Genomic DNA, 23,299 nt, shown 5'->3' with positions numbered 1-23,299 from the left:
GCGGCACCGGCCGCAACTCTCGTCAGCTGCTTGTCGCCCACTGGTGGGCGCTGCCTTGGTGGACGGCGGCATAGATGCGGTCGCGCAGTCTGTTGGCCTCGCTGTCGGTGAGAGTCCGGTTCAGATGCCGAAGGACCACCTTCAGGAGAACGTTCTTCTGGTCGGGCCGGGCCCCGAGCCGCTCCAGCGCCTGCGGCGGGAGATCCGCGCATGCCGTCTGGGTGAGGATCTCGACCGTCTCCACGGAGTCGGCGTCCTCACCCAGGGCGTCGCGGACCCGGTCCCCGAGGTCTTCGGCCAGGTCGTCGGGGTCGACGGCGACGGAAAGGTCGCGGCGGACGGGAGGCATGGCGGACACCGGCCGGTACGGAGCGAGGTCGGTCATCTGCGCGGCCACGGAGGGTTCGGCTGAGCGCAGGATGCGGATGTCCGGGATGCCCTTGAGCAGCATCAGCATCCGGTCCAGCCCCATGCCCAGGGCGAGGCCGCTCCACGAGGCGTCGAGGCCGGCACGTTCCAGGACACGCGGGTGCGCCAGACCGCATTCGGCCACCTCGATCCACTCGCCGTCGCGCTGCACGTCCACCTGTCGGCCCGAGAGGGTGTACGGGTGGACACGGTCTTCCTGGCGGTGTTCAGCGCGCCGGAGGACCCCTTCGACGAGGGTGCTGACCATTTCGTCGAGGTCGGACGTGGACATGGGGGCCGGGCGGCGCGTGACGCGCCACAGGTCGAGCTGGTGAGGGGTGCCGGTGTGCAGGCGGTCGATGCTGTCGCGACGGTAGACCAGTCCGGGGCAGACCAGGAGCACGTCGTCGGAAGGGGCCGCGGCCAGAGCGCGCAGCGCGGCCGGGACCAGCGCGCTGGAGTGGCTGCGCAGCATGGTCCGGTCGTCGACGTAGCGGGTGTAACGGGTGTCTCGGGTGATGTCGTCGAGGCGGTAGCCGAGGTTGTCGTAGTTGTCCTCGACCGTGACCGTGCGCTCACCGCGGCACCAGCGGACTTCGCAGCCCCATCGGTTCGCCAGGGCGTTGACGGCGTCGTTGAGGATGAGTTGGAGGGCGTGGGGTCCGGCGATCGGGTCGGTGAGGTCGCGGACGGAAAGGTCACGGGCGAGCTGTTCAGCGGAAAGGCGAGCGGGCATGGCGGCCTCCTGGCCAAGAGCAGTGACGGGGTTTCACGCCCCCCAGCCCCTGGGTTTGACCGCTCGTTGGGGTCGGCCGGCTCAGCTCCGGAGACGCGGCGAAGTCCGACCCCTGCGGCGCCCTTCGGGGGCCGGGGGGCCGGTAAATCGGCGAGAGATCGCTACGACGGCCACAGCAGGACCGTAGCGGGCCCCGACGTCGGGTGACCACCTGTTTTGGGGCGAGTGGCCCCGGGGTCAGCTGGGGCCCATTCTCGGGCGAGTGGCCCGCGGGCTGCTGGGGCCCATTTTCGGGCGAGTGGCCCGCGGGCTGCTGGGGCCACTTTTCGGGCGAGTGGCCCGGGGTCCGCAGGGGCCACGTGGAGCGCATCCTGCTCGTCGCAGAGGGCCGGGCAAGCGCGCATGAGCTGCCCTGCGGCTGCGGGGGTGGGGTGCACTCGCGTGGGACCTGCCGGAGCGGTTCGAACGCTTGGAAAGCGGAGGCCCGGCGCCAATGGGGCAGGGGCCGTACTGCCAAGGACCCGGCGGCTTCCGTCACTCTGTGAACTGACCTGGTTACTTACGGCTAGAATCCACGGGGTGCCGCAGTCACGCGGCGGACCGAGGCAGGGGCATCCACATGGCCATCATCGTTACCTTCGACTTTCCTGGCGCCGGACAGGAGCTTTACGACGCGGTCATTGACCGTGTGACCGATGGGCAGGGCTTCACGCGCTTCGCAGACGTGTCCAATCCAGGTCTCATTTCTCACGCGGCGGGGCCCGTTGACGGCGGGTTCCGCGTGACCGAGGTCTGGGAGAGCGCGGAGGCCCTCGAAGCCCACGCGAAGACGTTCGGTCCGATCCTTGCGGACCTCGGCCACGTCGACGTGCAGCCCGTGATCATTCCGGCGTACAACGTCGTCGTCCGATAGGGACGGTTCAGGCTGCGCCTGACCTTCTCCGTTCGCCCCGGACCCGCCAAGTCCGGGGCAGCGTCACGCTGTGGGCCGAGAGCGAAGGCAAGTTTCGCGAGCTGCTTGTAGGAGGTCGGGGCCACGGCCATGGCCAGGCCGCCGCGGCTCTGCCGGCCGTTGCGGGCCACGTACCGGATCTTGAGACCATGAGCAGTCCATGGCAGGCTCAAGCCGCATGATCGATGAATTCGCGAAGGACACCCTGCACGGGAGACTGCGGCGGGACCGCGAGACGCTGCTCTGGAAACTCGACGGCTTGTCCGAGTACGACGCCCGCCGACCTCTGACAGCGACCGGGACCAACCTCCTCGGTCTGGTCAAACACCTGGCCACCGTCGAGGCCAGGTACTTCGGCGAGGTCTTCGACCGCCCTTCCCCGGAACCGCTGTCCCGGTGGCAGGACTACGACGGCAGCGATCAGTGGGCGGCCGAGGACGAGACCCGCGATCAGATCATCGGGTTCTACCGGCGCACGTGGGAACACTCGGACGCGACGATCAACGAGCTTCCCCTCGACGCCCCCGGCCACGTGCCGTGGTGGCCTGAGCCCCATGCCGACACGAACCTGTTCGCCATCCTGGTCCACGTCCTCGGCGAGTCCATCCGGCATGCCGGGCACGCCGACATCCTGCGCGAGAGCGTCGACGGCCGGACCGGGGTGCGCCCCGAACACGAGAAGCCGATCGACGAGGAAGCCCGTGCCGCCTACCGCGCGAAGGTCGAGCAGGCCGCAAAGTCGGCTGCCGCACGGACCAAGGCTTACTGATCGTTTCAGAAGGAAGTTCTGAGGCGGCGGGGCGGCGGAGATGAGGCAGATACTGCTGCCGGACAGGCGGTAGTCGCGAGTGACGACCAGCGGGGTGCCGTGCCGGTCGAGGGTCGCATGGTGCTGGGAACCGGGCCGGGCCCGATCGATGGGCGAGGGGCGACATGATCCCCTTTAAGGCCCGGACATGTGAGCCGTCGACAGCGCAGTCATCCGGGTCCAGAAGGTCCGCCCTGCCGCAACTCGGCCGGCAGGGCGGAGTGCAGGCGGGGCCGGACGCCGACCTCGGCCCAGTCCCGCAGTCGACGCCAGGCTGTGAGCCACCCGGACAGCCTGCCGACCTGGATCGACAGGCGCGAGGTCGCGGGCTCAACTCGCTTTGAAACGATCACTCAGTCGGCGAAGGTGCCGACCAGTCGCTGCGGGGTGATCCTGACGACCACCCGCACCACCTCCGGCGGCAGTTCCAGGTACTCCTCGCCCGCGCCGGGCCCCTCGTACTGCTCGGCCAGTGCGACGGCCAGCGTCCGGCCCAGGTCCTCGACGACCGTCGCGGTACCGCGTACCTCCAGGTATCGCAGCGGGTCGGCCCGGTCGTAGACCGTCAGGCTGACCCGCGCGTCGCGCTCCACGTTGGTGACCTTGCGGCGGCCGGCGGCCGAAGAGAGGAGCAGGTCATCGCCGTCCCGGGCGACCCAGACCACCGAGGTCTGCGGGCTGCCATCGGGGTTCACGGTGGCCAGCACCGCGGGATTCACATCGTCAAGAAGACTGCGGGCGGCATCGTTCAACTTGGTCGTCACGCCCGCGACCCTAGCCAGGCCGTCAGCCGGCGTCGACCGAGATATCAGGTGGCGACGCGCACGCTGGACACCCCTACCGGCCAAGCTCGCGAACGCCGGCCTGCGGCGTCGGCTGCGCCGGGCGGTGGGGACGATTTCGGGGCCCGGGGCGAGGTGGACCGGATCTCGGCGAGCGTCGACGCGGCCTCCGTTCGTGCCAAAGGGGGATCGCTGACCGGCCGAGTCCGGTCGACCGCGGCAAGAAGGCGGCAAGCTGCACGTGCTGTCCGATGTTCGGGACACCCGCTCGCCTTCGTCGTGTCCGGCGCGAACGTGCTCGACAGCCTCGCCCTCAAGCCGCTCGTCCTCGGTTGCCGGTGCCCCGCCGTCCGACGCGAAAGAAAGGGCCCGCGCTCCCTCGCCTTCCTCGGGGGCGGTCTCCGCGCGACGCTCACCGTCGGTGTCGAGCCCGGGTGCTCCCGGCGCCCGAGGTCGCGGCTTCCTGTGCGAGTGGGGGAGGAGCCCAGCTGACCCGTCGGAGATTGTTGACGCGTCGGAAAGTTCCGACGTATTGTTTCGTCATGCCTACCGACGTGTTCAGCGTGCTGGCGAACCCGGTGCGTCGCCGGCTGCTGGAGCAGCTGCGTGAGGGGCCTCGCTCCACGGGCGAGCTGGCCGGGATGTTCGAGCTCGGACGGCCGGCGGTCTCCGAGCACCTGGCGGTCCTCCGCACTGCCGGTCTCGTACTCGAGGAGCGCCGCGGTCGGCACCGTATCTACCGCCTGCAACCGGCGCGGCTGGCCGAGGTGAGCGAGTGGCTGCACCCGTTCGAGCACTACTGGAGGCAGCGCCTGGACGCGCTGGCCGATCTCCTGGACGAGGAAACGAAAGATGACCGAGAACAACACGATCACCTGTGAGAAGTTCCTGCCCCACCCGCCCGCAGCGGTGTGGAAGGCCCTGACCGATCCCGACCTCCACGCCCGTTGGTGGGCCGCAGGCGACATCAAGCCCGTCGTCGGGCACCGCTTCACCCTCGACATGGGCAACTTCGGAAGTCAGCCCTGTGAGGTGACCGCGGCTGACGAGCAGCGCCTGCTGGCCTACCGATTCGCCGAGGGCACCCTCGACACCACCATCACCTGGACGCTCCAGCCGGAAGGCGAAGGCACCCGCCTCGTTCTCACCCACGCGGGGTTCGACCTCGATTCCCCGATGGGCCGCCAGGCCTACGACGGCATGGGCAAGGGCTGGCCCCACGTCCTGGACCGCCTCGACTCCGTCCTGGCCGAGACCGTCTGACTCCGGCCTTGCCGCGCGCCGACCCCGGCAGCACGGGAGGAATCGGCTGCGGCCACCGCCCGCCTGACAAGGTGCGTCGATCACCAGACCGTGAATTTGCGGCTGTGCCGTGTGGCGCGAGCGACCTGGAGCGATGCCCCAGCCAGCCAGCCAGCCAGCCCCGCATGGCCCTGCTGCTCGGCCGTGCGGAGTGCCAGAGCTTGGCGAGTCGGTCCACCCCCCCCCAGCGGTTCCCTCCCTCACCGTGTACTCCGCCGGGCGGCATGCTCGTCCCCATCGTCCGCCACGCCGGCGGAGTCGGGAGTGCAAGGGAGACCATGGCGGCGGGAAGGAACATCCGGACCAACTTCGCCTTCTGTCCCCCAGAGGGGGACGGCGGCGCTTGGCACGCCACGTTGCAGACCCTGGAGCGGGCGTTGCGGGAGGCGTTCCTCGATTCCGTGACCGCGCACCGGAGATCAGGCCTCCACGCGATGGCCGTGCTGGACTTCGAGATCGAGCCGTCGCCCGACGTGTGGGTGGACGGTACGGCTGCCATCACCGAGCCGGACTACGCCTACATCACCCTTACGGACGTGACAGCGGATGAAGCCGGTGTCTTCGCCGTCTGGTTGCGTGACTCCTTCGTCCCAGCACCGAACCTTGTGCGCTTTACTAGCAGCCTCGCCATGGCGAACGGCGAGGACACGACCTTGCCGCTGCCGGCCACGGGGAGCCGCGAAGACATCAGTGGCCTCCTGCGACGGCACCTCGATGCATTCGACCACTGACCCAGGAGCTCGAAGTCGTAGACGCCGGCGGGGGTATGAGATGTCGTCTCACGTGGTGAGTCGTCGGTAGACCGAGGGGCGTTCTGGCTTGCGTTCGTAGCGGGGGTGGAGCCGGCGGCAGTCGGCGGTGATGTCTCTCAACGGCGAACCTCGGCAGCCGTCATTCAGCGAAGTCGCCGCTCGCACTGCCACCATCGACGAAGGCAGCCCATGACTGGGCCGAAACTTCCTGGTCGCAGCCTGCGCTGCCCTTTACGCTCCGCCCATGCGCAGTGTTTATGTGTTCCCCGGTGGAGAGTCGACCGCGACAGCCGCACGGCTCGACCGGCTGATGCCCGGCAAGGACGGGTATTGGTCGGACGGGAAGCTCTTCATCGACTTCATGGATGAGCAGGGCGATCACCTGTACGTCGGCTGGACTCCCGAGGACATACGCCTGCTGGACTCCGCGCTCGGCGACCGCCCGACCTGGGCCCTGCTGGTCAGCGTCTCCAGCCACATCGACGGTACTGCCGAGATCCGCGCCCTCTTGTCACACGTCCTCGAAGCCGGCGGCGTCGCCATCGACGACTACTCCGACCACTGCTGGACGCTCGAAGAGATCAACACCGAGTGCAAGATCGATGGTCTGGGCTTCTTCGACTTCCGCACCCACGCCGCACGGCACGGCGAGCAGGCCTGGACCATCGCTCACGCCAGTCCAGAAAGGCAGGTCTAGCCATGTTCAACCATGTAGGCGGGCTGCGGCCCGAGGACGCGGCACGCTGGACTGCACTCGTTGAGCAATGCCGGCCCGTCCTTGCGGGCGAAGGGATGGAAGCCGTTCAGGATCTGCTGGCTGAACGCGGCATGAGCATGCTCCAGTCGATCGCGATCACTCGCGCGTTGCTCGGTTGGCAAGAGACTTCTCTGCGTATCGCCATCGACATCGTGGCCTCGAGCTCCGCGCGGACAACCGTCGGCGACTCCGATTGAAACGTCGCTTCATTTCGTGAGTCATCGGTACTTGCTGCGGGTGGTGGCGATGGCGGTGAAGGCGAGGAAGTGTTCCGGCTTGCGTTTGTAGCGTCGGTGGAGCCGGCGGCAACCGGCGAGCCAGGACACGGTCCGCTCGATGGCCCATCGGTGGCGTCCGAGCCGCCCGGAGGACTCGATGCCCGGGCGGGCGATCCATGGAGTGACGTCGCGGAAGCGGAGCCACCACCGCAGGGGAGGTAGTCGTATCCCTTGTCGCCGTGGAGTTTGTCGGGCCGTTTGCGGCGGGGGCCGCGACGGCTGCGGATCGGAGGTATCGACGCTACGAGGGGCTGGAGAGCAAGACTGCCGTGGGTGTTGGCCGCGGAGATGCCGACCGCAACGGGCAGCCCGGACCGATCGGTGATGAGGTGGATCCTCGATCCGTTCTTGCCGCGATCGGTCGGATTCCGTCCGGTCAGCAGCCCCCTTCGAGGGCGCGGATGCTCACCGAGTCGATGGCGAAACGCGACCAGTCCACGTTTCCCTGGGCCCCGAGCTCGTCCAGGATGGCCCGATGAAGACGGGGCCAGACCCGCTCCTTGCTCCAACGGGCAAAGCGTCGGTAGACCGTCGGCCAGGCCGGCCCGAAGAGTGGCGGCACCTGCCGCCATGTGCAGCCCGACGTGGCCACGAAGACGATCGCGGCCAGGACTCACGATCCCCGCCCGCCGACGGCCGGCCAGGAGGGCGGTGTCGCCGACACGTACGCGGTCGTCGCGGTCGTGGAGGGGGACGTCGAGCCCGATGGGGCCCGCGGCGCGCCGGGCGCGGCGACGTACAGGCGTGCGGTGGTGTGGTCCTGCAGCAGGAAGCCGTACTGGACGGCGGCCCCTGCTGTTGAGCATCACCCGTGGCTCAAGTCCGGACGTTGGGTCGACGCCTCAGAGTAGTTGTTCGTCACTGAGAGTGCCGGTGGCTGGGGGAGTCCGTGGTTGGGCTCGGCCTCAGGGGGCGTGGGTGAGCGGTGCGCATGCCGTTGGGGAGGCCCTGGGCTGTGGTGGAGGTGCGCCACCCTCCCCATTCGGGCTTGGCGCCGAGCGGCGCCTGCGCATCGGCTCGCCGAACTGCATCCCGACGACCCTTGCTCGAACCCGCCTTCGACTTGTTACCGGCGGGCATGGAATCCGAACAAGATCTGGTGATTGGGTGTAAGTACGCGCCCGTCCGGGGAGGACTGGTTCGGGCGTCCGAAGGGGACGCCCGGGGTGGCTCGAATCCGGGCCACCACTGAATTGACCAGAAGGACGAGCATGGCCAGCGGCACCGTGAAGTGGTTCAACTCCGAGAAGGGCTTCGGCTTCATCGCCCAGGACGGAGGCGGACCGGACGTCTTCGCTCACTACTCCAACATTTCCGGAAACGGATACCGCGAACTGACCGAGGGCGAGACGGTGACGTTCGACATCACCCAGGGCCAGAAGGGCCCGCAGGCAGAGAACATCATCCGCGGCTGAGCCCGGTTCTCACTTTCGGCGGCGCCTCCATCCTGTGGAGGCGCCGTCGGCCTGCCCGGTGCCGCGGTCTCTTCAGCTCCGCACCCGCTCCCGTGACAGCCGGGCCCGTTACACGGGCAGCGCTCCGGCGGGGTGGCCGTGTTCGCGGCCGCAGGCGGTGAGGGCGAGGACCCCCCGGCCCGAGGTCTTCGTGTGTGCTCCCAGGGCTCCGGGGTCGACCGACAACCGTGCCGCGATGTCGTTGGCGTAGCAGGTGTCGGGGATCCCGAGCTCTTCCTTGACCTGCTCGTACCGGGTGGTGAACGCGTCGGAGTCCGTGGGGCTCACGTCGTCGAACGCGTCCTCGGGGAAGCCGTCCTCGTGCGGGAGGAGGTAGCCGGCTTCGGCCGGGTGCGGGGGCTCGTCGTCGCCGTTCTCCTCGGCGTCGTCCGTGTCGTAGTGACGTACCACCTCTCCGTCTTCGGCGATGCACCAGGCGGTCCAGCCGTCGCCGCAGCTCATTCCGTACCACTGGGCGGATCCGAAGCGACGGCTGAGCTCGGTGCAGCGTTCTCTCACGACGAGGGGGAGGGCCTCGTCCTCGTCGTCCGCGTCCTCGATGCGGTGGGTGTCCTGGGAGGAGTCGCCGAAGACGAGCGTCCAGCCGTCGAGGGCGGGACTGACGAAGACGCGGGAACAGGCGGCGTGCGGATGGGTCCGGTCCCCGTCGTGGTGATCCTGGTTCCAGGCCGCCGCGCCGGTCCGGAGGGTGACCGGCTGTGGGCTGCCGAGATCGAAGGCCTCGAGCACGGCGTCCTGGTCGGTGGTCGACACCGCGTACCAGGACCCGCACAGGTGCATGCCCTCCGGGACCTCGGTCAGCAGTTTCATCCTCGTCAGCCGACGCCAGGCGTCCTGGTCCCCGGCGTCGAGACCGTCGGGGCCCGAGATCGCCGCGAGGGCCTCGAGCGCGCCGGCGCGCACCCTGGGTCCGGCTGCGGGCCGGCGGCGAACCCGGCGCAGGACGGGCACACCGGCGGTGCCGACGGCCTGGAATGCCCAGACCGCTCGCCGCCGGACCTCCGGGTCCGGGTCGCCCAGCAAGGGGACAAGTTGGTCGACGAAACGCACCGCCGCTTCACCGCGGGTCTGGAAGGCGAAGAGTGCCTCGCTCCGAACCCGCGGGTGCGCATGCTTCAGCAGTGGTTCGTAGACCGCCGGATCGTCGACCTTGAGCCGACCCAGCGCCCATCCGGCCCTCCTCGCGATCTCGGGCGAGTCCGCGGCTGCGGTCGCCTGTGCCAAGGGCAGGAGAGCGGGTTCCCCGATCCGGCACAGCACGTCTGCCGAGACCGTCCAGTCGACGGGGGACTGCTCGTCGCAGAGCACCTCCAGCACCGCCCCGACGACAGCCTCTCCCTGCTCCACGAGCGCGTCACGCGCCGAACGGGTGAGGTCCCAGGACCCCGAGAGGGACTCGGTCAACAGTTCCGTATCCATGGCGGCACCCTAATCGGGGGCGCTGACAGTGAGTCGCCTGAGTCACCTGAGGTACCTGAGTCGCCTGCGGCACCTGAGTCGCCTGCGGCACCTGAGTCGCCTGCGGCACCTGCGGCACCTGCGGCACCTGCGGCACCTGCGGCACCTGCGGCACCTGCGGCACCTGCGGCACCTGCGGCACCTGAGTCAGCTGGTCGGCGGAATCTCTGCGGCTGCTCACTTGCCGCGGGCCCGGTACGCCGCCACCGTCCGCTCCAGCGCCTCCTCGACCGGGGTGGCGACGGCGCCGAGCCGGTCCTGGATGAGGCTCGAGTCGACGACGAACGGCTCGGCGAACTCGTACTGCATCTCGATGAGTTCCCGCACCGTGCGGTTGACCGCGCCCATCGCGTACAGGGCGAACGTCGGCATCCGGCGCAGGCGGGCGGTGCCGGTGCGGCCGGTGGCGTGGTGGGCCAGGTCGACGAGCTCGCGGGTGGTGCGGGTGTGCGGGTCGTTCGGGAGGTGCCAGATGCGGCCCGGGGCGTCGGGGTGCCGGCCGAGGAGGGCGAGCGCTTCGCCGATGTCGGGGATGAACGTGTACGTGTGCGGCTGGTCCGGGTCTCCGAGGACGGTCGCGGTCTTCCCGGCGAGGAGGGCCGGGAAGACCAGGTCGCCGAGGTTGGACTGGGCGCCGCCGCGCGGCCCGAAGTAGTCGGAGGCGCGGCCGATCGCGACCTCCACGCGCCCGGCCTTGTGCGCGTCGAGCAGGTCCCGGGCCATCCGGCCCCGGAGCCGGCCCTTGCGGGTGGTGGCGGCGTCGGGGGTCTCCTCGGTGAACGGGCGGCCTCCGGGCGGCCCGTAGCTGTACACGTTGTCCATCGAGACCATGCGGGCCCCGGCCGCCTCGGCCGCGGCGAGCACACCGGCCTGGAGCGCGGGGAACTCCTGCTGCCAGCGGTGGTACGGCGGGTTGAGCGCCTGGTAGACGACGCCCGAGCCGGCCGCGACGGCGGTGGTGAAAGCGGGGTCGGCGGCGTCGCCGGCGACGACCTCGACACCGTCGGGGACGTCCGCGCGGCCGGACCGGTTGACGACGCGGACGGTCTCCCCCCGGCGCACCAGCGCCTCGGCGATGGCCGTGCCCACGGCGCCGGAGCCGAAGACCACGTGACGGGGTGGGGTGGTGTGCTTCATGCGTCGACCTCGCGGAGGGAGTCGGAGCCGGTGGTCCGGCCGGGGGCGGTGGTGGGCAGGAGTCTGTGGAGCAGGACGCCGGAGAGGGCGGAGAAGGTGAGGGCGCCGGTCGCGCCGAAGACGGTGAACCGTGCGTCCACCCCGACGCCGGCGAGGGTGGTCACCGTCCAGCCTGCCGCCCACAGGGTCGGCATCGCAGCCGCCCAGAGCCACGGCAGGCGGGTGGTGTGCGGCAGGGCCCAGGCCTGGGCCACGCCGATCAGGACGCCCTCGACGGCGCCCATCAGCGCCAGCGAGCCGAGATCGGTCCGGTAGTCGACCAGGGCGGCGCCGAGCAGGAGGCCGAGTCCGCTGCCGGCCGCGGTGGCCGCGGACCAGCGCGGCGGGCTCAGCCGGCCGGAGGAGAGCAGCGCCTGCCCGGCACCGATCACCGCCCCCGTCACGACCCCGCCCACCAGGGCGCTCGTCGCACCGTCCACCGGTCCGGCCGCCGCGCGGCCCGCGAGTCCGGCGATCGGGAACGCCAGGAAACCGGCCGTCCATCGGATCCAGGCACGCAAGGCGGCGCGTCCGGCGCCGCGCAGGGAGACACGCATGGGATCACCTCCAATTTCTGTACGCTGTGCAATTAATGTACGCCGTGCAAAAATGACTCGTCAAGGTGTCGAGTCAGGACGGGCGAGGAGGCGTACGGATGGCACAGGACACGCCGCCGGCGAAGCGGGGCAGGAAGAGGGCGGTCGGCGAGGACGCGGTGGTCGCGGCGGCCATGCGGCTGCTCGGCGCCCGGGGCGCCGACGCGGTGAGCATCCGGGGCATCGCCGCCGAGCTGGGACTCGCGCCGAACGCCGTCTACACGTACTTCCCGGACCGCGCCGCGGTGGTACGCGCGGTCGTCGAGCACCTGCTCGGCGAGACGGACCTCGGGGCCCTCACCGCCCGCGACACGCCCTGGCGGGACCGCATCCACACCCTCGCCGCCGACCTGCGGCGCCGTCTGCTCGCCCACCCGGGCGCGGTCCACCTGCTGCTCTCCGGCCCGATGGACGGCCCTCACGCCCTCGCGCTCGGCGAAGCCCTCCTCATGGTCCTCGCGGATGCCGGTCTCGACCCGACGGAGGCGGCACGTGCCTCGTACCTGCTGATCGTCCAGGTCCTCGGGGCGATCGCCCTGGAGGCCGCCGAACTCCCCTCGCCCGCACCGCCCCCGCCGGTCGTCGAGCGGGTCGCGACCCGCCGGGAGCAGCTCCGCGCCGTGCCCGCCGACCAGTACCCCCGTACGGCCGAGGCGCGGGACACGATCGCTCGGTTCGTCTCCGACGAGCAGTACGCGTGGGGGCTCGACCGGGTCCTCGACGGCATCGCCGGGCGGGCGAAGGACTGACGCTCCCCTCCGGCGTACGGGACGGCAAGGGGGCGGTGCGCGAGAAGCGGACGGCGGCCGGCGAGGAGACCTCACCGGCCGCCGCGTCCGTGCGGCCCTCCTCAGCCCGGGTAGGTGATCGAGCCCAGCGGCGGGCAGGGGGTGAGTGTGGTGCCGGCGCGGGGGCGTGCGACGAAGGCCCGGGCCTCGGCGGCCCGCTGGCGCCGGGAGTCCAGCTCGTCGGCGTCGCAGGCGTCGCGCCTGGCGCGGTCGTAGTCCCACGTGTCGTCGATGAGGCTGAGGCTGGTATTGCCGGAGCTCCGCTGGAACTCCGCCTTCATGACGACCCGTTGGAGTGCGGTCTGGACCGCGGCGAGTTCGATGCGGGTGATCAGGACGCCGGGGGTGTTCGGTTCGCGGGTCGGCAGCGGGGCCTGGGGGAGCGGCGACACCCCCGTGTCGAGGCGGCCGATGTTGTCGACGCTCGCTTGCTGGGCGTCCTGCAACATGATCTGCATTTCCTGGTGCAGCCAGAGGAACTCGTCGAGGTCGGCCTGGGTGACGCGCATCCGCTCGTACAGGGCACGGAAGCGGGGATCGTGATGCAGCGCACGCATGGGCGCCACGTGGAGCGCCACGCAGTCGTTGTAGCCGGCTGCCACCGCGGCGTCGAGGTGGAAGAGGGCCTGTTCCGTCTGTCCGTGCGCACTGGCCAGGCCGCCGAGGCTCGCGTGGCCCGCGGCCACGAGCCACGTGCCGTCGGGCCCGAGCGCCGTGGCGCGCGCGACGACGTTCTGGAGACCCGCGGTGCCCGCCACGGCGGGACCCTTGGTCAGGATCTCCACGAGCACTTCGTGAACACGGGCGGCCAGTGAGTTGACGGTGTCGACCATGGATCTCCTCGAACCTCGGTGGTGAAGAGCGAAAGGGCGTTGGTTCTTCGGCAACTCCCATGGACATGACGAGCGGACCGGGTGCACGGGTTCCTGCTCGGGCCGGGCGGTGATCGCGAGTGGCCTCGGCTGCTGGGCTTCAAGCTTTTCAAGGGTGCGAAGGGCGTCGGCGGCTGCCGCTGACAGCCGGGCGTCGTCCCGCAGGTTCAACGAGTTCCGGGCCGCTGCAGCCGGGCCGCGAGCTCCGCGGGCAGGGCGTCCCGGTTTGCCGCGGTGAGGTGGACGACCTCGACGTCGGCACGCTGCTTGAGGGCGTCCGTGAACGGATCGTGGTGCGCAGGGACTGTGGCAACGACATCGACCTCTGCGACGAAGAGGGCATCGACCACATCCCGGAACGCGCCGAACGCCAGCTCCATCCGCCCCAACTCGTCGACGAGCACCAGCCGCCCCGGGGTCGCCGTCTCCCGCAGCGACGGCAGCGCCAGCCGTTCCATGACCCCCGGGTCGACGCCGTACTTCCCCACCCTCGGAGGACCCGGAAGGTCGACATGGGCGAGCACCTCGCGTCGGCCCGCCAGGGTCTCCAGGGCGAAGCCGACCCGGGTGCCGGACACCCGGATCTCCTCGGTGGTGAAGCCGGTGACCGGGCGGGTGGGCAGCAGCTCGGCCAGCCGGCGAACGGCAGTGGTCTTGCCCGCGCCGGGGCGGCCCTCGATAAGGATCCTTGTCGGCACACCGCCATTCTCCCCCCGCCTCCGAGGGCGATCCGGGTGGGCTCGGCCGAACGAGGGGGTTTCTGCCCGGACCCGTGCCGACGCCGTCTCGCGCGGGTAGGGCGGCGCGCATGAGCGGAATTGAACTCAGCAGCACCGCGTTCGACGACAAGACGGAGATCCCCCGTCGCCACAGCGGGGAGGGAGCGAACGTTTCACCGCCCCTGACCTGGTCGCGAGTGCCCCAGGAGGCCACGGAGCTGGTGCTCCTCTGCGAGGACCCGGACGCGCCCGGGACGACCTTCCTGCACTGGCTCGTGACCGGCATCGATCCGGGAACCACGGGGGTGGCGGAGGGCGAGACGCCCCAGGGCGGACGGGCTTGGCCCAACGGATTCGGGCGGGCCGGATGGGGAGGGCCGATGCCTCCGCCGGGTCACGGGACGCACCGCTACTTCTTCCGCCTGTACGCCCTGTCCGAGCCGCTGCCGCTGCACGAACACCCGGGCGTCGAGGACGTACACCGTGCCGTGAAGGGCAGGGAGCTGGCCTCGGGCACTCTGGTCGGGACCTATCAGCGCTGAGTACGTCACTGTCTGCTGGTCGGTCGTGTCGGTCCTGGCCTCCGGTGGATGGAGGACGGGTCCCGGTGTCGGTGTACCGGGGTCAGAACGGGGTACCGGGGTCGGTGTCCGGCGTCAGGACGGCGTCCCGGGGTCGGTGTACCGGAGCAGGGCGCCCACACCCTCGTGCAGGCTCAGCTCGCTCTCCGGTACGACGACCAGCTCGGCACCAGTGCCGACGAGGGCCCTGACGAGAGCCTCGTCGGCGCGTTCCTCGCGCGGGGCCCGCACGCCGAAGGACGTGAGCTCAGCCTCGCTGAGGGCGAGCTGCGTGGGCTGCGACCCTGTCCAGAGCCGCAGCGAGGACGCGGGCGGGCGGTTCAGCAGCAGGGCCGCCACCTGGCCGCGCTGGAGGGCGGCCACGGTGGGGGCAAGGCCTTCCGTCATCGGCCCGTCCAGGGCGCGCCGACCGATGAAGACGTCCACGAGTTCCCGGTCGTGCGCGGCCATGTGGCCGCGGAAGACGGCGTCGAGCTGCGGCTCCAGCAAGGCGCGTCCGGTGTCGGTGGGGGTCCGGCCGCCCACGCGTACGACCTTGTCCCGAAGGGTGTGCGGCAGGCGGCGGATCAGTACGTTGCACGCCCATTCGTCGCCGCCCACGACAACCGCGTCGGCATGGGCGCGCCGTGCCCGCTCGTCCAGCCGGTGGCCGAGCCGGAGCGCGGTGCGGTGCCAGGTCGCCACCGCGACCCTGCGATGCAGGCGCTCACCCGGGGTGACCGTGGACACGGGCCACGTGCCGGTCTCCGCCTCCAGCGTCACCCAGCCGTGCGTCTCGGCGGTCGGCAGGCCGCCGTAATGGACGACCACGGCCATGTAGGGGATCTCCGGCACGTGCTGGGTGACGAGGGGCATCGCGTCCGGCAGGGTGCTGTAGCGCGCGGAGTCGTGCTCGGGGGGCCAGGGCAGCTCCCCGTTCAGGACGAGCGTGTCGTGGGCGGCGAAGAGGGTCTGTCCATGTACCCCCGGCACCTCGGTGTCGGTGCCGACCACCTCATCCAGTACGTTCAGCAGCCCCCGGTCCGCGCCCTGGCGGGACAGGCTCTCGCGCAGCCGTCCCCAGCGCAGCGCGATCGCCCGCTCGGGATGCTCGATGTTCCGGGAGGTGTCCAGGTAGACGGAGACGTACGGGCCCGGCTCTGCGTAGAGGGGCTCAAGGAACGACAGCCTCATCGCCACTCCTCGTCGATGGTGCCGATGCTCTCCTCACCTTCGATGATGCCTGGCCCGGAGGGCGACGGAGCCGGACGAGCGCAGAACGGTGGTGGCGGCGGAACCCGGCCGCCGGATCGCCGGCGCGGCGGGTCGCCCTCGGCAGGTCCGGGCCCGGTTCCGACCCCGACGCGACCCCGACCCGTACGGCCCCTTCGCCCGTCCCGTACACCGGTCTCGTACGACCCCTTGACGGCCCCCGTGCGCCCTCCCTACTGTCACGCCAGAATTTCGAACGCATGACGAAATCTCGAACAGCAGGGAGTCAACCGCTGTGCGGATCACGGGAATCAGCACGCACGTAGTCGGAACACCGTGGCGCAACCTGACCTATGTCCAGGTCCACACCGACGAGGGGCTCACCGGGGTCGGTGAGACCCGGATGCTGGGGCACACCGACGCGCTCCTCGGCTATCTGCGCGAGGCCGAGATCAACCATGTCCGCGGCTCGGACCCGTTCGCCGTCGAGGATCTCGTACGGCGCATGAAGTACGGGGACTTCGGCCGGGCCGGGGAGATCGTGATGTCCGGGATCGCGGTCGTGGAGATGGCCTGCTGGGACATCAAGGGCAAGGCGCTGGGCGTCCCGGTCTGGCAGCTGCTCGGCGGAAAGGTCACCGACCGCGTGAAGGCCTACGCGAACGGGTGGTACACGACCGAACGCACTCCGGAGGCGTACCACAAAGCCGCCCGGGGAGTGGTCGAGCGCGGCTACCGGGCCCTGAAGATCGACCCCTTCGGCAACGGTCACTACGAGCTCGGCCACACCGAGAGCCGGTACGCGGTCTCGCTCGTCGAGGCCGTACGGGACGCCATCGGCCCCGACACCGAGCTGATGCTGGAGATGCACGGCCGCTTCTCTCCCGCCACCGCGGTCCGCCTGGCCCACGAACTCGCGCCCTTCCGGCCGGCCTGGCTGGAGGAACCGGTGCCGCCGGAGAACCTCAAGGCCCTGAAGAAGGTCGCCGACAAGGTGGACATGCCGATCGCCACCGGCGAGCGGATCCACGACCGGATCGAGTTCCGCGAACTGTTCGAGAACCAGGCCGCGGACATCCTCCAGCCGGACGTCGGCCACATCGGCGGCATCTGGGAGACCCGCAAGCTGGCCGCCACCGCCGAGACCCACTACATGATGGTCGCCCCGCACAACGTCGGCGGCCCGGTCCTCACCGCCGCCTCCCTCCAAGTCGGCTTCACCACCCCGAACTTCAAGGTCCTGGAGCACTTCAACGACTTCGCGGACGCCGAGATCAAGAAGGTCGTCAAGGGGGCTCCGCAGGTGGACTCGGAGACGGGCTGCTTCCACCTCTCCGAGGCGCCCGGCCTCGGTGTCGAGCTCGACGTGGACGCGGTCGCCGAGTTCCCCCAGCAGCAGGCCCGGTTCGACCTGTGGTCGGAGGGCTGGGAGCGGCGCCGGCCCCGGGGGACCCGGTGAGCGGCGAAGCCCTCGTCGTCGACGAGCCGGGCGCGTTCAGGCTCGTCCCGCACGTGCCGCGCGAGCCCGGCCCGGGCGAGGCGCTGGTGGCGGTGCACGCGGTCGGCGTGTGCGGCAGTGACCGCGAGGTCTATCAGGGCACCCGGCCGGAGGGGTACGTCCGCTACCCGCTGGTCCCCGGCCACGAGTGGTCCGGGACCGTCGAGCGGGTCGGCGCAGGCGTGCCCGGGTCGCTGGCGGGGCGCAAGGTGGTGGGGGAGGGCTTCCGCAACTGTCAGGTCTGCGACCGCTGCCACGCGGGCGACACGACCCTGTGCACCGCCGGGTACGAGGAGACCGGCTTCACCCGGCCCGGCGCCATGGCCCCCACGCTCACCCTCCCGGCCCGGCTGCTGCACGTCCTGCCGGACGACGCCGACCTGACCGCGGCCGCCCTCCTGGAGCCCGCGGCCTGCGTGGCGGCGGCGGTGCTCAGGGCGGGCGCCCGGCCCGGTGAGCGGGTCGCGGTGGTCGGTACCGGCACCCTCGGCCTGCTCGCCGTGCGGTTCCTCGCGGCGGCCTCCCCCGCACGGCTGCTCGTCGTCGGCGTGGGGGCCGAGCGGGAGCGGCTCGCCCGGCGACTCGGCGCCACCGACTTCCGCACCCGCGACCAGGAGCTCCCGGACGACCTCGACGTGGTGATCGAGGCCGCCGGCTCCGCCGACGCCGCCCGCACCGCCGCCGGGCTGCTGCGGCGCGGAGGGCGCCTGGTCCTGACCGGCATCCCGGCGCCCGGCGCCGAGGGGCTCGACCCCACCGCCCTGGTCGTCCGGCAGCTGACCGTGCACACCGTGTTTGGCGCCCCGCCGGCTGCCTGGGTGCACGCCACGCGCCTGTTCGCGGCCGGGCTGCTCGACCCGCTGCCGCTGGTCACGCACGAGCTGCCGCTGTCCGAGTTCGGGCAGGCCATGGAGCTCGTGGGGGCCGGTGACCCGAAGGTCGGCAAGGTGCTGCTGCGGCCGCAATCCGGAGGCCGTAAACCGTAAGCCGTGATCACTGAACCGGTGGCCTTGAGCCGCCGACCGTGATCAGTGAACCGGTCGCCTTGAGTCGCCGGCCGCCATCAGTGAACCGCAGGCCTCGAGCCGCCGACCGTTCTTACGCCCACAGCTCCGAACCATGTCCGATATTTCGAACACGAAGGACAGTCTGTGACCGACACCTCCGCCCCGACCGCCCGAAGGCCCGCCGAACAGGCGCTCGCCGCACTCGGCCTGGGAGCGCCCGCCCCGGACCCTGCCGACGCCTCGCCGCACACCTTTCCCGGCGGGGGCCGCTGGCGCACCGAGATCCCTTCCTGCGAGGGGCCCGAGGCGCTGGCCGTGGCCCTGGCGGAGGCCGAGCGGCTCGACGTGCCGGTGCACCGGATCAGCCAGGGCAGCGGCGTGTGGATGCTGACCGATGCCGAGATCACCGAGATGGTCGCCGCGACCGGCGAACGTGCCGTCGAGCTCTGTCTGTTCACCGGCCCGCGCGGCACCTGGGACATCGGCGGCTCCGTGCGCACCGACTCGCGGGGGGCCGGGCTGCGGGCACGCGGCCATGACGCCGTCGCCGGGTGCGTCGAAGACGCCGTACGCGCCACGGAGTTGGGCGTGAAGTGTCTGCTCGTCGCCGACGAGGGTGTGCTGTGGACGCTGCACCGGGCCAGGACCCTGGGCGTCATCGCGGCCGACACCACCCTGAAGGTCTCCGCCCTGATCGGTCCGGTCAACCCCGCCTCGTACGCGGTGTACGAGCGGCTGGGCGCCGATTCGATCAACGTGCCGAGCGATCTGACCCTCGATCACCTCACCGGCATCCGGCGGGTGTCCGCGGCCCCCATGGACATGTACATCGAGGCCCCCGACGATCTCGGCGGCTATGTGCGGATGTACGAGGTCGCCGAGCTGATCCGGCGCGGCGCACCGATCTATCTGAAGTTCGGCCTCTCGAAGGCGCCCGGGATCTATCCGTACGGCACCCATCTGCGGACCCTCGCCCTCGACACCGCCCGGGAGCGGGTGCGGCGCGGCCGCCTCGCTCTCGACCTGCTCGCCCGGCACGGCGCGGACGGCGCGATGGCGCCGCTCGGCTCCCGGCTGCCGGGGCCCCTGAACCGTTTCGATCTCAACGACGAGAAGAACGAGGACTGATGACCATGCGCAATCGCAGAGCCGCAGTGACCGGCGCCCTGGCCGTGACCGCCTCCCTGGTGCTCGCCGCCTGCGGGCAGAGCGCCGAGGGCGGGGGCAAGGACACCTCGGGTGGTGCCGAGGGCGCCACCATCGGCATCGCGATGCCGACCCAGTCCTCCGAGCGGTGGATCGCCGACGGCAAGAACGTCGTCAAGAACCTGGAGGCGAAGGGGTACAAGACCAAGCTGGTCTTCGGCGAGGACGACCCGGACCAGCAGGTCGCCCAGATCGAGAACCTGATCACGCAGGGCGTGAAGGCCCTCGTCGTCGCCGCCATCGACAACAAGTCCCTGAACAACGTCCTCCAGCAGGCCGCCGACGCCGACATCCCGGTCATCGCCTACGACCGGCTGATCCTCGGCTCGAAGAACGTGGACTACTACGCCTCCTTCGACAACGAGAAGGTCGGCAAGCTCCAGGCCACGTACATGGTCGAGAAGCTGGGCCTGAAGGACGGCTCGAAGAAGGGCCCCTTCCGCATCGAGCTGTTCGCCGGCTCCAACGACGACAACAACACCAAGTACTTCTTCAACGGCGCGATGAGCGTGCTCAACCCCTACATCGACAAGAAGCAGCTGGTGGTCGGCTCGGGTCAGACGGCGCTCAACCAGGTCACCACCCTGCGCTGGGACGGCGGCGCCGCGCAGAAGCGGATGGACGACATCCTCACCTCCGCGTACAAGACCGAGCGGGTCGATGCGGTGCTCTCCCCGTACGACGGCATATCCATCGGCATCCTCTCCGCGCTCAAGTCCGACGACTACGGCTCGAAGACCAAGCCGCTGCCGGTGGTCACCGGCCAGGACGCCGAACTCGCCTCGGTGAAGTCGATCATCGCGGGCGAGCAGACCCAGACCGTCTACAAGGACACCCGGGAGCTGGCGAAGGTCGCCGCGAACATGGTGGACGCGGTGCTGCACGACAAGAAGCCCGAGGTCAACGACGACAAGACGTACGACAACGGCAGCAAGGTCGTCCCCGCCTACCTGCTCCAGCCGGTGAGCGTCGACAAGACCAACTACGAGCAGGTGTTGGTCGGCGGCGGCTACTACACCGCCGCGGACCTGAAGTAGCCGGGAGGAGGCGACCATGAACGGACCCGTCCTGGAGATGCGTTCGATCGGCAAGGCCTTTCCCGGAGTCCGGGCGCTGTCGGACGTCATGCTGACGGTCCGCCGGGGCGAGGTCCACGCCCTCTGCGGCGAGAACGGCGCCGGCAAGTCGACCCTGATGAAGGTCCTCTCCGGCGTGCACCCGCACGGCAGTTACGAGGGGGACATCCTCTTCGAGGGGGACACCTGCCGCTTCCGGGACATCCGGGCGAGCGAGCGGCAGGGCATCGTGATCATCCACCAGGAACTGGCGCTCGTGCCGTACCTGTCCATCGCCGAGAACATCTTCCTCGGCAACGAACGGGCCTCGCGCGGGATCGTCAGCTGGAACGAGACGCTGAAGGAGGCGGCCCGGCTCATGCGCCGGGTCGGCCTCGACGAACACCCACAGACCCGCGTCGCGGACATCGGGGTCGGCAAGCAGCAGCTCGTGGAGATCGCCAAGGCGCTCTCGAAGGAGGTGAAGCTGCTCGTACTGGACGAGCCGACCGCCGCGCTCAACGACGAGGACAGCGGCAAACTCCTCGACCTGATCCTGGAGTTGAAGGACCAGGGCGTCACCTCGATCATCATCTCGCACAAGCTGGGCGAGATCCGGCGGGTGGCCGACTCGGTGACGATCCTGCGCGACGGCCGGACCGTCGAGACCCTGGACGTCGCCGACCCGGCCACCGACGAGGACCGGATCATCAGCGGCATGATCGGCCGGGACCTCGACCACCGGTTCCCCGACCGCACCCCGTACACCGGGGAGTCCGGCCCGACGCCGGCCCTGGAGATCCGCGACTGGACCGTCCGCCATCCGATCGACCAGCAGCGCAAGGTCGTCGACGGGGTCACGCTCTCCGTCCGGCGCGGCGAGATCGTCGGCATCGCCGGCCTCATGGGCGCCGGCCGCACCGAGCTCGCGATGAGCGTCTTCGGGCGCTCGTACGGCCGGTACGCGGGCGGCACGGTTCTCAAGGACGGGCGCGAGATCCGCACCCGGTCCGTCCCGGAGGCGGTCGCGCACGGCATCGCCTACGTCACCGAGGACCGCAAGCACTACGGGCTCAACCTCCTGGACACCATCAGCAGGAACATCTCGCTGAGCGCCCTCACCAACGTCGCCCGGAGGGGCGTCGTCGACGCCCACGAGGAGCGGCGGGTCGCCGAAGAGTTCCGTACCTCTATGAACATCAAGGCGCCGACGGTGTTCGAGCCGGTGGGCCGGCTCTCCGGCGGCAACCAGCAGAAGGTCGTCCTCAGCAAGTGGATCTTCGCGGGTCCGGACGTGCTGATCCTCGACGAGCCGACCCGGGGCATCGACGTCGGCGCCAAGTACGAGATCTACACGGTGATCGACCGACTGGCCGCCGAGGGGAAGGCGGTGGTCATCATCTCCTCCGAACTGCCCGAACTGCTCGGCATGTGCGACCGGATCTACACCATGGCCGCGGGCCGGCTCACCGGAGAGGTACCCCGCTCGGAGGCGACGCAGGACGTGCTGATGCGCCTCATGACCGAGGAAGACACGGACGTGTTCCCGCGCCACATGACCGAGGGGGACACGGACGTGCTCCTGCGCCATATGACCGACGAGGACACGGACGTGCTCATGCGCCACATGACCGAGGAAGACACCAGGGAGAACGACGATGAGCGCTGACGTCACGGCCGCGAAGCCGGTGACCCGCCCGGCCGGGGGCACCGCCCGGCCGCTGCTCGACGGCATGCGCCGCAACATGCGGCAGTACGGCATGCTGATCGCCCTCGGCGTCATCGTGGCGCTGTTCGCGGTCTGGACCGGCGGCGACCTGCTGCTGCCGCGCAACGTGTCCAACCTGGTGCTGCAGAACAGCTACATCCTGATCCTCGCGATCGGCATGATGATCGTCATCGTGGCCGGGCACATCGACCTGTCGGTCGGCTCGATCACCGCGTTCGTCGGCGGTGTGGCGGCCGTACTGATGGTCCAGCACGACCTGCCATGGCCGGTCGCGGCACTGCTGTGCCTGGCCATCGGCGCCGTCGCGGGCGCTGCCCAGGGACTGCTCATCGCCTATGCCGGGATGCCGTCGTTCATCGTCACACTCGCCGGGATGCTGGTCTTCCGGGGTCTGACCGAGGTCTTCCTCAAGGGGCAGACCCTCGGCCCCTTCCCCGAAAGCCTGCAGAAGCTCGCCAACGGCTTCCTCCCCGAGGTGGGCCCCAGCACGAACTACCACAACCTGACGCTGGTCCTCGGCCTCGTGCTGATCGCCGTGGTGATCCGCCAGGAGGTCCGCGACCGGCGTCGGCAGAGCGCGTACGCCCTCGACGTGCTGCCGGCCGGTCTCTTCGCGGTGAAGCTCGCCGCGCTGACCGCCGCGGTCCTGATCTTCACGCTGCTGCTCGCCAGCTACAAGGGCGCGCCGGTGGTGCTGCTGATCCTGGCCGCGCTCCTGGTCGGCTTCGGCTACCTGATGCGCAACGCGGTCATAGGCCGCCACGTGTACGCCATCGGCGGCAACCTGCCGGCGGCGAAGCTGTCCGGCGTACGGGACAGGAAGGTCACCTTCCTGGTCTTCCTCAACATGGGCATGCTGGCGGCCCTCGCCGGTCTGGTCTTCGCGGCCCGCTTCAACGCGGCCTCCCCGAAGGCGGGGCTCAACTTCGAACTGGAGGCCATCGCCGCGTCGTTCATCGGGGGCGCCTCGATGAGCGGCGGCGTCGGCACGGTGCTCGGCGCGATCATCGGCGGCCTGGTGCTCGGTGTGCTGAACAACGGCATGAACCTCGTCGGCGTCGGCACCGACTGGCAGCAGGTCATCAAGGGCCTGGTGCTCCTTGCCGCGGTCGGCTTCGACGTGTGGAACAAGCGGAGGGTCGGCGCGTAGCCGGTTCCCGTTCGGACCCGAGC

Annotated in this window: 23 protein-coding genes and 3 pseudogenes; 16 read left to right on the top strand and 10 right to left on the bottom strand. The window is 70.3% G+C overall.

Going from position 1 to position 23,299, the window contains the following annotated elements:
- Positions 1-22: 22 nt before the first annotated feature.
- Positions 23-1,144: a hypothetical protein gene (locus ACF07V_RS35010; RefSeq protein WP_392159707.1), complete on the bottom strand. Its 1,122-nt coding sequence runs from the start codon at positions 1,142-1,144 to the stop codon at positions 23-25.
- Positions 1,145-1,763: 619 nt separating this feature from the next.
- On the opposite strand from ACF07V_RS35010, the gene ACF07V_RS35005 reads away from it, so the two are divergent.
- Positions 1,764-2,057: a hypothetical protein gene (locus ACF07V_RS35005; protein WP_392159706.1), complete on the top strand. Its 294-nt coding sequence runs from the start codon at positions 1,764-1,766 to the stop codon at positions 2,055-2,057.
- A gap of 217 nt (positions 2,058-2,274) precedes the next feature.
- Positions 2,275-2,865, top strand: coding sequence for a DinB family protein (locus ACF07V_RS35000; RefSeq protein WP_392159705.1), 591 nt, complete (start codon positions 2,275-2,277; stop codon positions 2,863-2,865).
- A 24-nt stretch (positions 2,866-2,889) separates the two neighbouring features.
- Here the strand turns inward: ACF07V_RS35000 and ACF07V_RS34995 are convergent.
- Together ACF07V_RS34995 and ACF07V_RS34990 are read right to left on the bottom strand one after the other, a co-directional pair.
- Positions 2,890-3,185: pseudogene (locus tag ACF07V_RS34995) on the bottom strand (IS5/IS1182 family transposase); the annotation flags it as partial.
- A 72-nt stretch (positions 3,186-3,257) separates the two neighbouring features.
- Positions 3,258-3,668 carry a PPOX class F420-dependent oxidoreductase gene (locus tag ACF07V_RS34990; protein WP_392159704.1) on the bottom strand — a complete coding sequence of 137 codons (411 nt, stop codon included), beginning with the start codon at positions 3,666-3,668 and terminating at the stop codon, positions 3,258-3,260.
- Positions 3,669-4,228: 560 nt separating this feature from the next.
- Here ACF07V_RS34990 and ACF07V_RS34985 point away from each other — a divergent pair.
- The 5 genes from ACF07V_RS34985 to ACF07V_RS34965 all read left to right on the top strand — a co-directional run bounded on the left by ACF07V_RS34985 (position 4,229) and on the right by ACF07V_RS34965 (position 6,694).
- Positions 4,229-4,567 carry an ArsR/SmtB family transcription factor gene (locus ACF07V_RS34985; protein WP_392159703.1) on the top strand — a complete coding sequence of 113 codons (339 nt, stop codon included), beginning with the start codon at positions 4,229-4,231 and terminating at the stop codon, positions 4,565-4,567.
- Positions 4,539-4,949: an SRPBCC domain-containing protein gene (locus ACF07V_RS34980; RefSeq protein ID WP_392159702.1), complete on the top strand. Its 411-nt coding sequence runs from the start codon at positions 4,539-4,541 to the stop codon at positions 4,947-4,949. Before ACF07V_RS34985 ends, ACF07V_RS34980 begins: the two co-directional genes overlap by 29 nt.
- A 263-nt stretch (positions 4,950-5,212) precedes the next feature.
- Entirely contained in the window at positions 5,213-5,719 is a 507-nt protein-coding gene (locus ACF07V_RS34975; RefSeq protein WP_392159701.1) for a hypothetical protein, read from the top strand.
- 265 nt (positions 5,720-5,984) lie between these two features.
- On the top strand, positions 5,985-6,437 hold the full coding sequence (locus ACF07V_RS34970; protein WP_392159700.1) for a hypothetical protein: 453 nt from the start codon (positions 5,985-5,987) through the stop codon (positions 6,435-6,437).
- A 2-nt stretch (positions 6,438-6,439) separates the two neighbouring features.
- The gene (locus ACF07V_RS34965; RefSeq protein ID WP_392159699.1) at positions 6,440-6,694 is read left to right on the top strand and encodes a hypothetical protein; all 255 of its coding nucleotides are present in this window, start codon (positions 6,440-6,442) and stop codon (positions 6,692-6,694) included.
- A 21-nt stretch (positions 6,695-6,715) separates the two neighbouring features.
- Here ACF07V_RS34965 and ACF07V_RS34960 read toward each other — a convergent pair.
- Positions 6,716-7,465, bottom strand: a pseudogene (locus ACF07V_RS34960) (IS5 family transposase); the annotation flags it as partial.
- Positions 7,466-7,986: 521 nt separating this feature from the next.
- Between ACF07V_RS34960 and ACF07V_RS34955 the strand changes: the two are divergent.
- Positions 7,987-8,190: a cold-shock protein gene (locus tag ACF07V_RS34955; RefSeq protein ID WP_147981444.1), complete on the top strand. Its 204-nt coding sequence runs from the start codon at positions 7,987-7,989 to the stop codon at positions 8,188-8,190.
- A gap of 108 nt (positions 8,191-8,298) precedes the next feature.
- Here the strand turns inward: ACF07V_RS34955 and ACF07V_RS34950 are convergent, their stop codons facing one another.
- From ACF07V_RS34950 to ACF07V_RS34940, 3 genes are all read right to left on the bottom strand, one after another.
- Positions 8,299-9,669 carry a HEAT repeat domain-containing protein gene (locus ACF07V_RS34950; RefSeq protein WP_392159698.1) on the bottom strand — a complete coding sequence of 457 codons (1,371 nt, stop codon included), beginning with the start codon at positions 9,667-9,669 and terminating at the stop codon, positions 8,299-8,301.
- Positions 9,670-9,885: 216 nt separating this feature from the next.
- Positions 9,886-10,845, bottom strand: a complete 960-nt coding sequence (locus ACF07V_RS34945) for an NAD-dependent epimerase/dehydratase family protein (RefSeq protein WP_392159697.1) — start codon at positions 10,843-10,845, stop codon at positions 9,886-9,888.
- Positions 10,842-11,441 (bottom strand): hypothetical protein, encoded by a 600-nt coding sequence (locus ACF07V_RS34940; RefSeq protein WP_392159696.1) that lies wholly within the window; start codon positions 11,439-11,441, stop codon positions 10,842-10,844. The genes ACF07V_RS34945 and ACF07V_RS34940 overlap by 4 nt, the downstream gene beginning before the upstream one ends.
- A gap of 98 nt (positions 11,442-11,539) precedes the next feature.
- Between ACF07V_RS34940 and ACF07V_RS34935 the strand changes: the two genes are divergently transcribed.
- Complete coding sequence (locus ACF07V_RS34935; RefSeq protein WP_392159695.1) at positions 11,540-12,229, top strand: TetR/AcrR family transcriptional regulator; 690 nt, start codon at positions 11,540-11,542, stop codon at positions 12,227-12,229.
- 101 nt (positions 12,230-12,330) lie between these two features.
- On the opposite strand, the gene ACF07V_RS34930 is transcribed toward ACF07V_RS34935, so the two are convergent.
- Together ACF07V_RS34930 and ACF07V_RS34925 are read right to left on the bottom strand one after the other, a co-directional pair.
- Positions 12,331-13,101 carry a hypothetical protein gene (locus ACF07V_RS34930; RefSeq protein WP_392159694.1) on the bottom strand — a complete coding sequence of 257 codons (771 nt, stop codon included), beginning with the start codon at positions 13,099-13,101 and terminating at the stop codon, positions 12,331-12,333.
- A gap of 206 nt (positions 13,102-13,307) precedes the next feature.
- Positions 13,308-13,838 carry a nucleoside-triphosphatase gene (locus ACF07V_RS34925; protein WP_392159693.1) on the bottom strand — a complete coding sequence of 177 codons (531 nt, stop codon included), beginning with the start codon at positions 13,836-13,838 and terminating at the stop codon, positions 13,308-13,310.
- Between the two features lie 110 nt (positions 13,839-13,948).
- On the opposite strand from ACF07V_RS34925, the gene ACF07V_RS34920 reads away from it, so the two are divergent.
- Complete coding sequence (locus ACF07V_RS34920) at positions 13,949-14,401, top strand: YbhB/YbcL family Raf kinase inhibitor-like protein (protein ID WP_392159692.1); 453 nt, start codon at positions 13,949-13,951, stop codon at positions 14,399-14,401.
- Positions 14,402-14,515: 114 nt separating this feature from the next.
- Here the strand turns inward: ACF07V_RS34920 and ACF07V_RS34915 are convergent, their stop codons facing one another.
- Positions 14,516-15,613 (bottom strand): hypothetical protein, encoded by a 1,098-nt coding sequence (locus ACF07V_RS34915; RefSeq protein WP_392159691.1) that lies wholly within the window; start codon positions 15,611-15,613, stop codon positions 14,516-14,518.
- 313 nt (positions 15,614-15,926) lie between these two features.
- On the opposite strand from ACF07V_RS34915, the gene ACF07V_RS34910 reads away from it, so the two are divergent.
- The 6 genes and pseudogenes from ACF07V_RS34910 to mmsB all read left to right on the top strand — a co-directional run bounded on the left by ACF07V_RS34910 (position 15,927) and on the right by mmsB (position 23,276).
- On the top strand, positions 15,927-17,090 hold the full coding sequence (locus ACF07V_RS34910; protein ID WP_392159690.1) for a mandelate racemase/muconate lactonizing enzyme family protein: 1,164 nt from the start codon (positions 15,927-15,929) through the stop codon (positions 17,088-17,090).
- Positions 17,087-18,115, top strand: a complete 1,029-nt coding sequence (locus ACF07V_RS34905) for a zinc-binding dehydrogenase (RefSeq protein ID WP_392159689.1) — start codon at positions 17,087-17,089, stop codon at positions 18,113-18,115. The genes ACF07V_RS34910 and ACF07V_RS34905 overlap by 4 nt, the downstream gene beginning before the upstream one ends.
- Before the next feature lie 165 nt (positions 18,116-18,280).
- Positions 18,281-19,264 carry a hypothetical protein gene (locus ACF07V_RS34900; RefSeq protein ID WP_392159688.1) on the top strand — a complete coding sequence of 328 codons (984 nt, stop codon included), beginning with the start codon at positions 18,281-18,283 and terminating at the stop codon, positions 19,262-19,264.
- A 5-nt stretch (positions 19,265-19,269) separates the two neighbouring features.
- Entirely contained in the window at positions 19,270-20,379 is a 1,110-nt protein-coding gene (gene chvE / locus ACF07V_RS34895; protein ID WP_392159687.1) for a multiple monosaccharide ABC transporter substrate-binding protein, read from the top strand.
- Positions 20,380-20,395: 16 nt separating this feature from the next.
- A pseudogene (gene mmsA / locus ACF07V_RS34890) lies at positions 20,396-21,928 on the top strand (multiple monosaccharide ABC transporter ATP-binding protein); the annotation flags it as partial.
- Between the two features lie 127 nt (positions 21,929-22,055).
- Positions 22,056-23,276 carry a multiple monosaccharide ABC transporter permease gene (mmsB, locus tag ACF07V_RS34885; RefSeq protein WP_392159686.1) on the top strand — a complete coding sequence of 407 codons (1,221 nt, stop codon included), beginning with the start codon at positions 22,056-22,058 and terminating at the stop codon, positions 23,274-23,276.
- The last annotated feature ends 23 nt before the right edge of the window (positions 23,277-23,299 follow it).

Origin of the sequence: Streptomyces sp. NPDC015661 (genome assembly GCF_043077765.1) — a bacterium.
Lineage (GTDB): Bacteria > Actinomycetota > Actinomycetes > Streptomycetales > Streptomycetaceae > Streptomyces.
Note: the sequence above shows the minus strand (reverse complement) of the source record. Positions and strands in the feature narration are given on the sequence as shown.

Coding starts and splice junctions, on each gene's coding strand:
- ACF07V_RS34940 (WP_392159696.1), bottom strand. CDS start 11,441: ATGCGTGTCTCCCTGCGCGGCGCCGGACGCGCCGCCTTGCGTGCCTGG.
- ACF07V_RS34950 (WP_392159698.1), bottom strand. CDS start 9,669: ATGGATACGGAACTGTTGACCGAGTCCCTCTCGGGGTCCTGGGACCTC.
- ACF07V_RS34970 (WP_392159700.1), top strand. CDS start 5,985: ATGCGCAGTGTTTATGTGTTCCCCGGTGGAGAGTCGACCGCGACAGCC.
- mmsB (WP_392159686.1), top strand. CDS start 22,056: ATGAGCGCTGACGTCACGGCCGCGAAGCCGGTGACCCGCCCGGCCGGG.
- chvE (WP_392159687.1), top strand. CDS start 19,270: ATGCGCAATCGCAGAGCCGCAGTGACCGGCGCCCTGGCCGTGACCGCC.
- ACF07V_RS34930 (WP_392159694.1), bottom strand. CDS start 13,101: ATGGTCGACACCGTCAACTCACTGGCCGCCCGTGTTCACGAAGTGCTC.
- ACF07V_RS34985 (WP_392159703.1), top strand. CDS start 4,229: ATGCCTACCGACGTGTTCAGCGTGCTGGCGAACCCGGTGCGTCGCCGG.
- ACF07V_RS35005 (WP_392159706.1), top strand. CDS start 1,764: ATGGCCATCATCGTTACCTTCGACTTTCCTGGCGCCGGACAGGAGCTT.
- ACF07V_RS34955 (WP_147981444.1), top strand. CDS start 7,987: ATGGCCAGCGGCACCGTGAAGTGGTTCAACTCCGAGAAGGGCTTCGGC.
- ACF07V_RS35010 (WP_392159707.1), bottom strand. CDS start 1,144: ATGCCCGCTCGCCTTTCCGCTGAACAGCTCGCCCGTGACCTTTCCGTC.
- ACF07V_RS34920 (WP_392159692.1), top strand. CDS start 13,949: ATGAGCGGAATTGAACTCAGCAGCACCGCGTTCGACGACAAGACGGAG.
- ACF07V_RS34965 (WP_392159699.1), top strand. CDS start 6,440: ATGTTCAACCATGTAGGCGGGCTGCGGCCCGAGGACGCGGCACGCTGG.
- ACF07V_RS34945 (WP_392159697.1), bottom strand. CDS start 10,845: ATGAAGCACACCACCCCACCCCGTCACGTGGTCTTCGGCTCCGGCGCC.
- ACF07V_RS34980 (WP_392159702.1), top strand. CDS start 4,539: ATGACCGAGAACAACACGATCACCTGTGAGAAGTTCCTGCCCCACCCG.
- ACF07V_RS34915 (WP_392159691.1), bottom strand. CDS start 15,613: ATGAGGCTGTCGTTCCTTGAGCCCCTCTACGCAGAGCCGGGCCCGTAC.
- ACF07V_RS35000 (WP_392159705.1), top strand. CDS start 2,275: ATGATCGATGAATTCGCGAAGGACACCCTGCACGGGAGACTGCGGCGG.
- ACF07V_RS34975 (WP_392159701.1), top strand. CDS start 5,213: ATGCTCGTCCCCATCGTCCGCCACGCCGGCGGAGTCGGGAGTGCAAGG.
- ACF07V_RS34935 (WP_392159695.1), top strand. CDS start 11,540: ATGGCACAGGACACGCCGCCGGCGAAGCGGGGCAGGAAGAGGGCGGTC.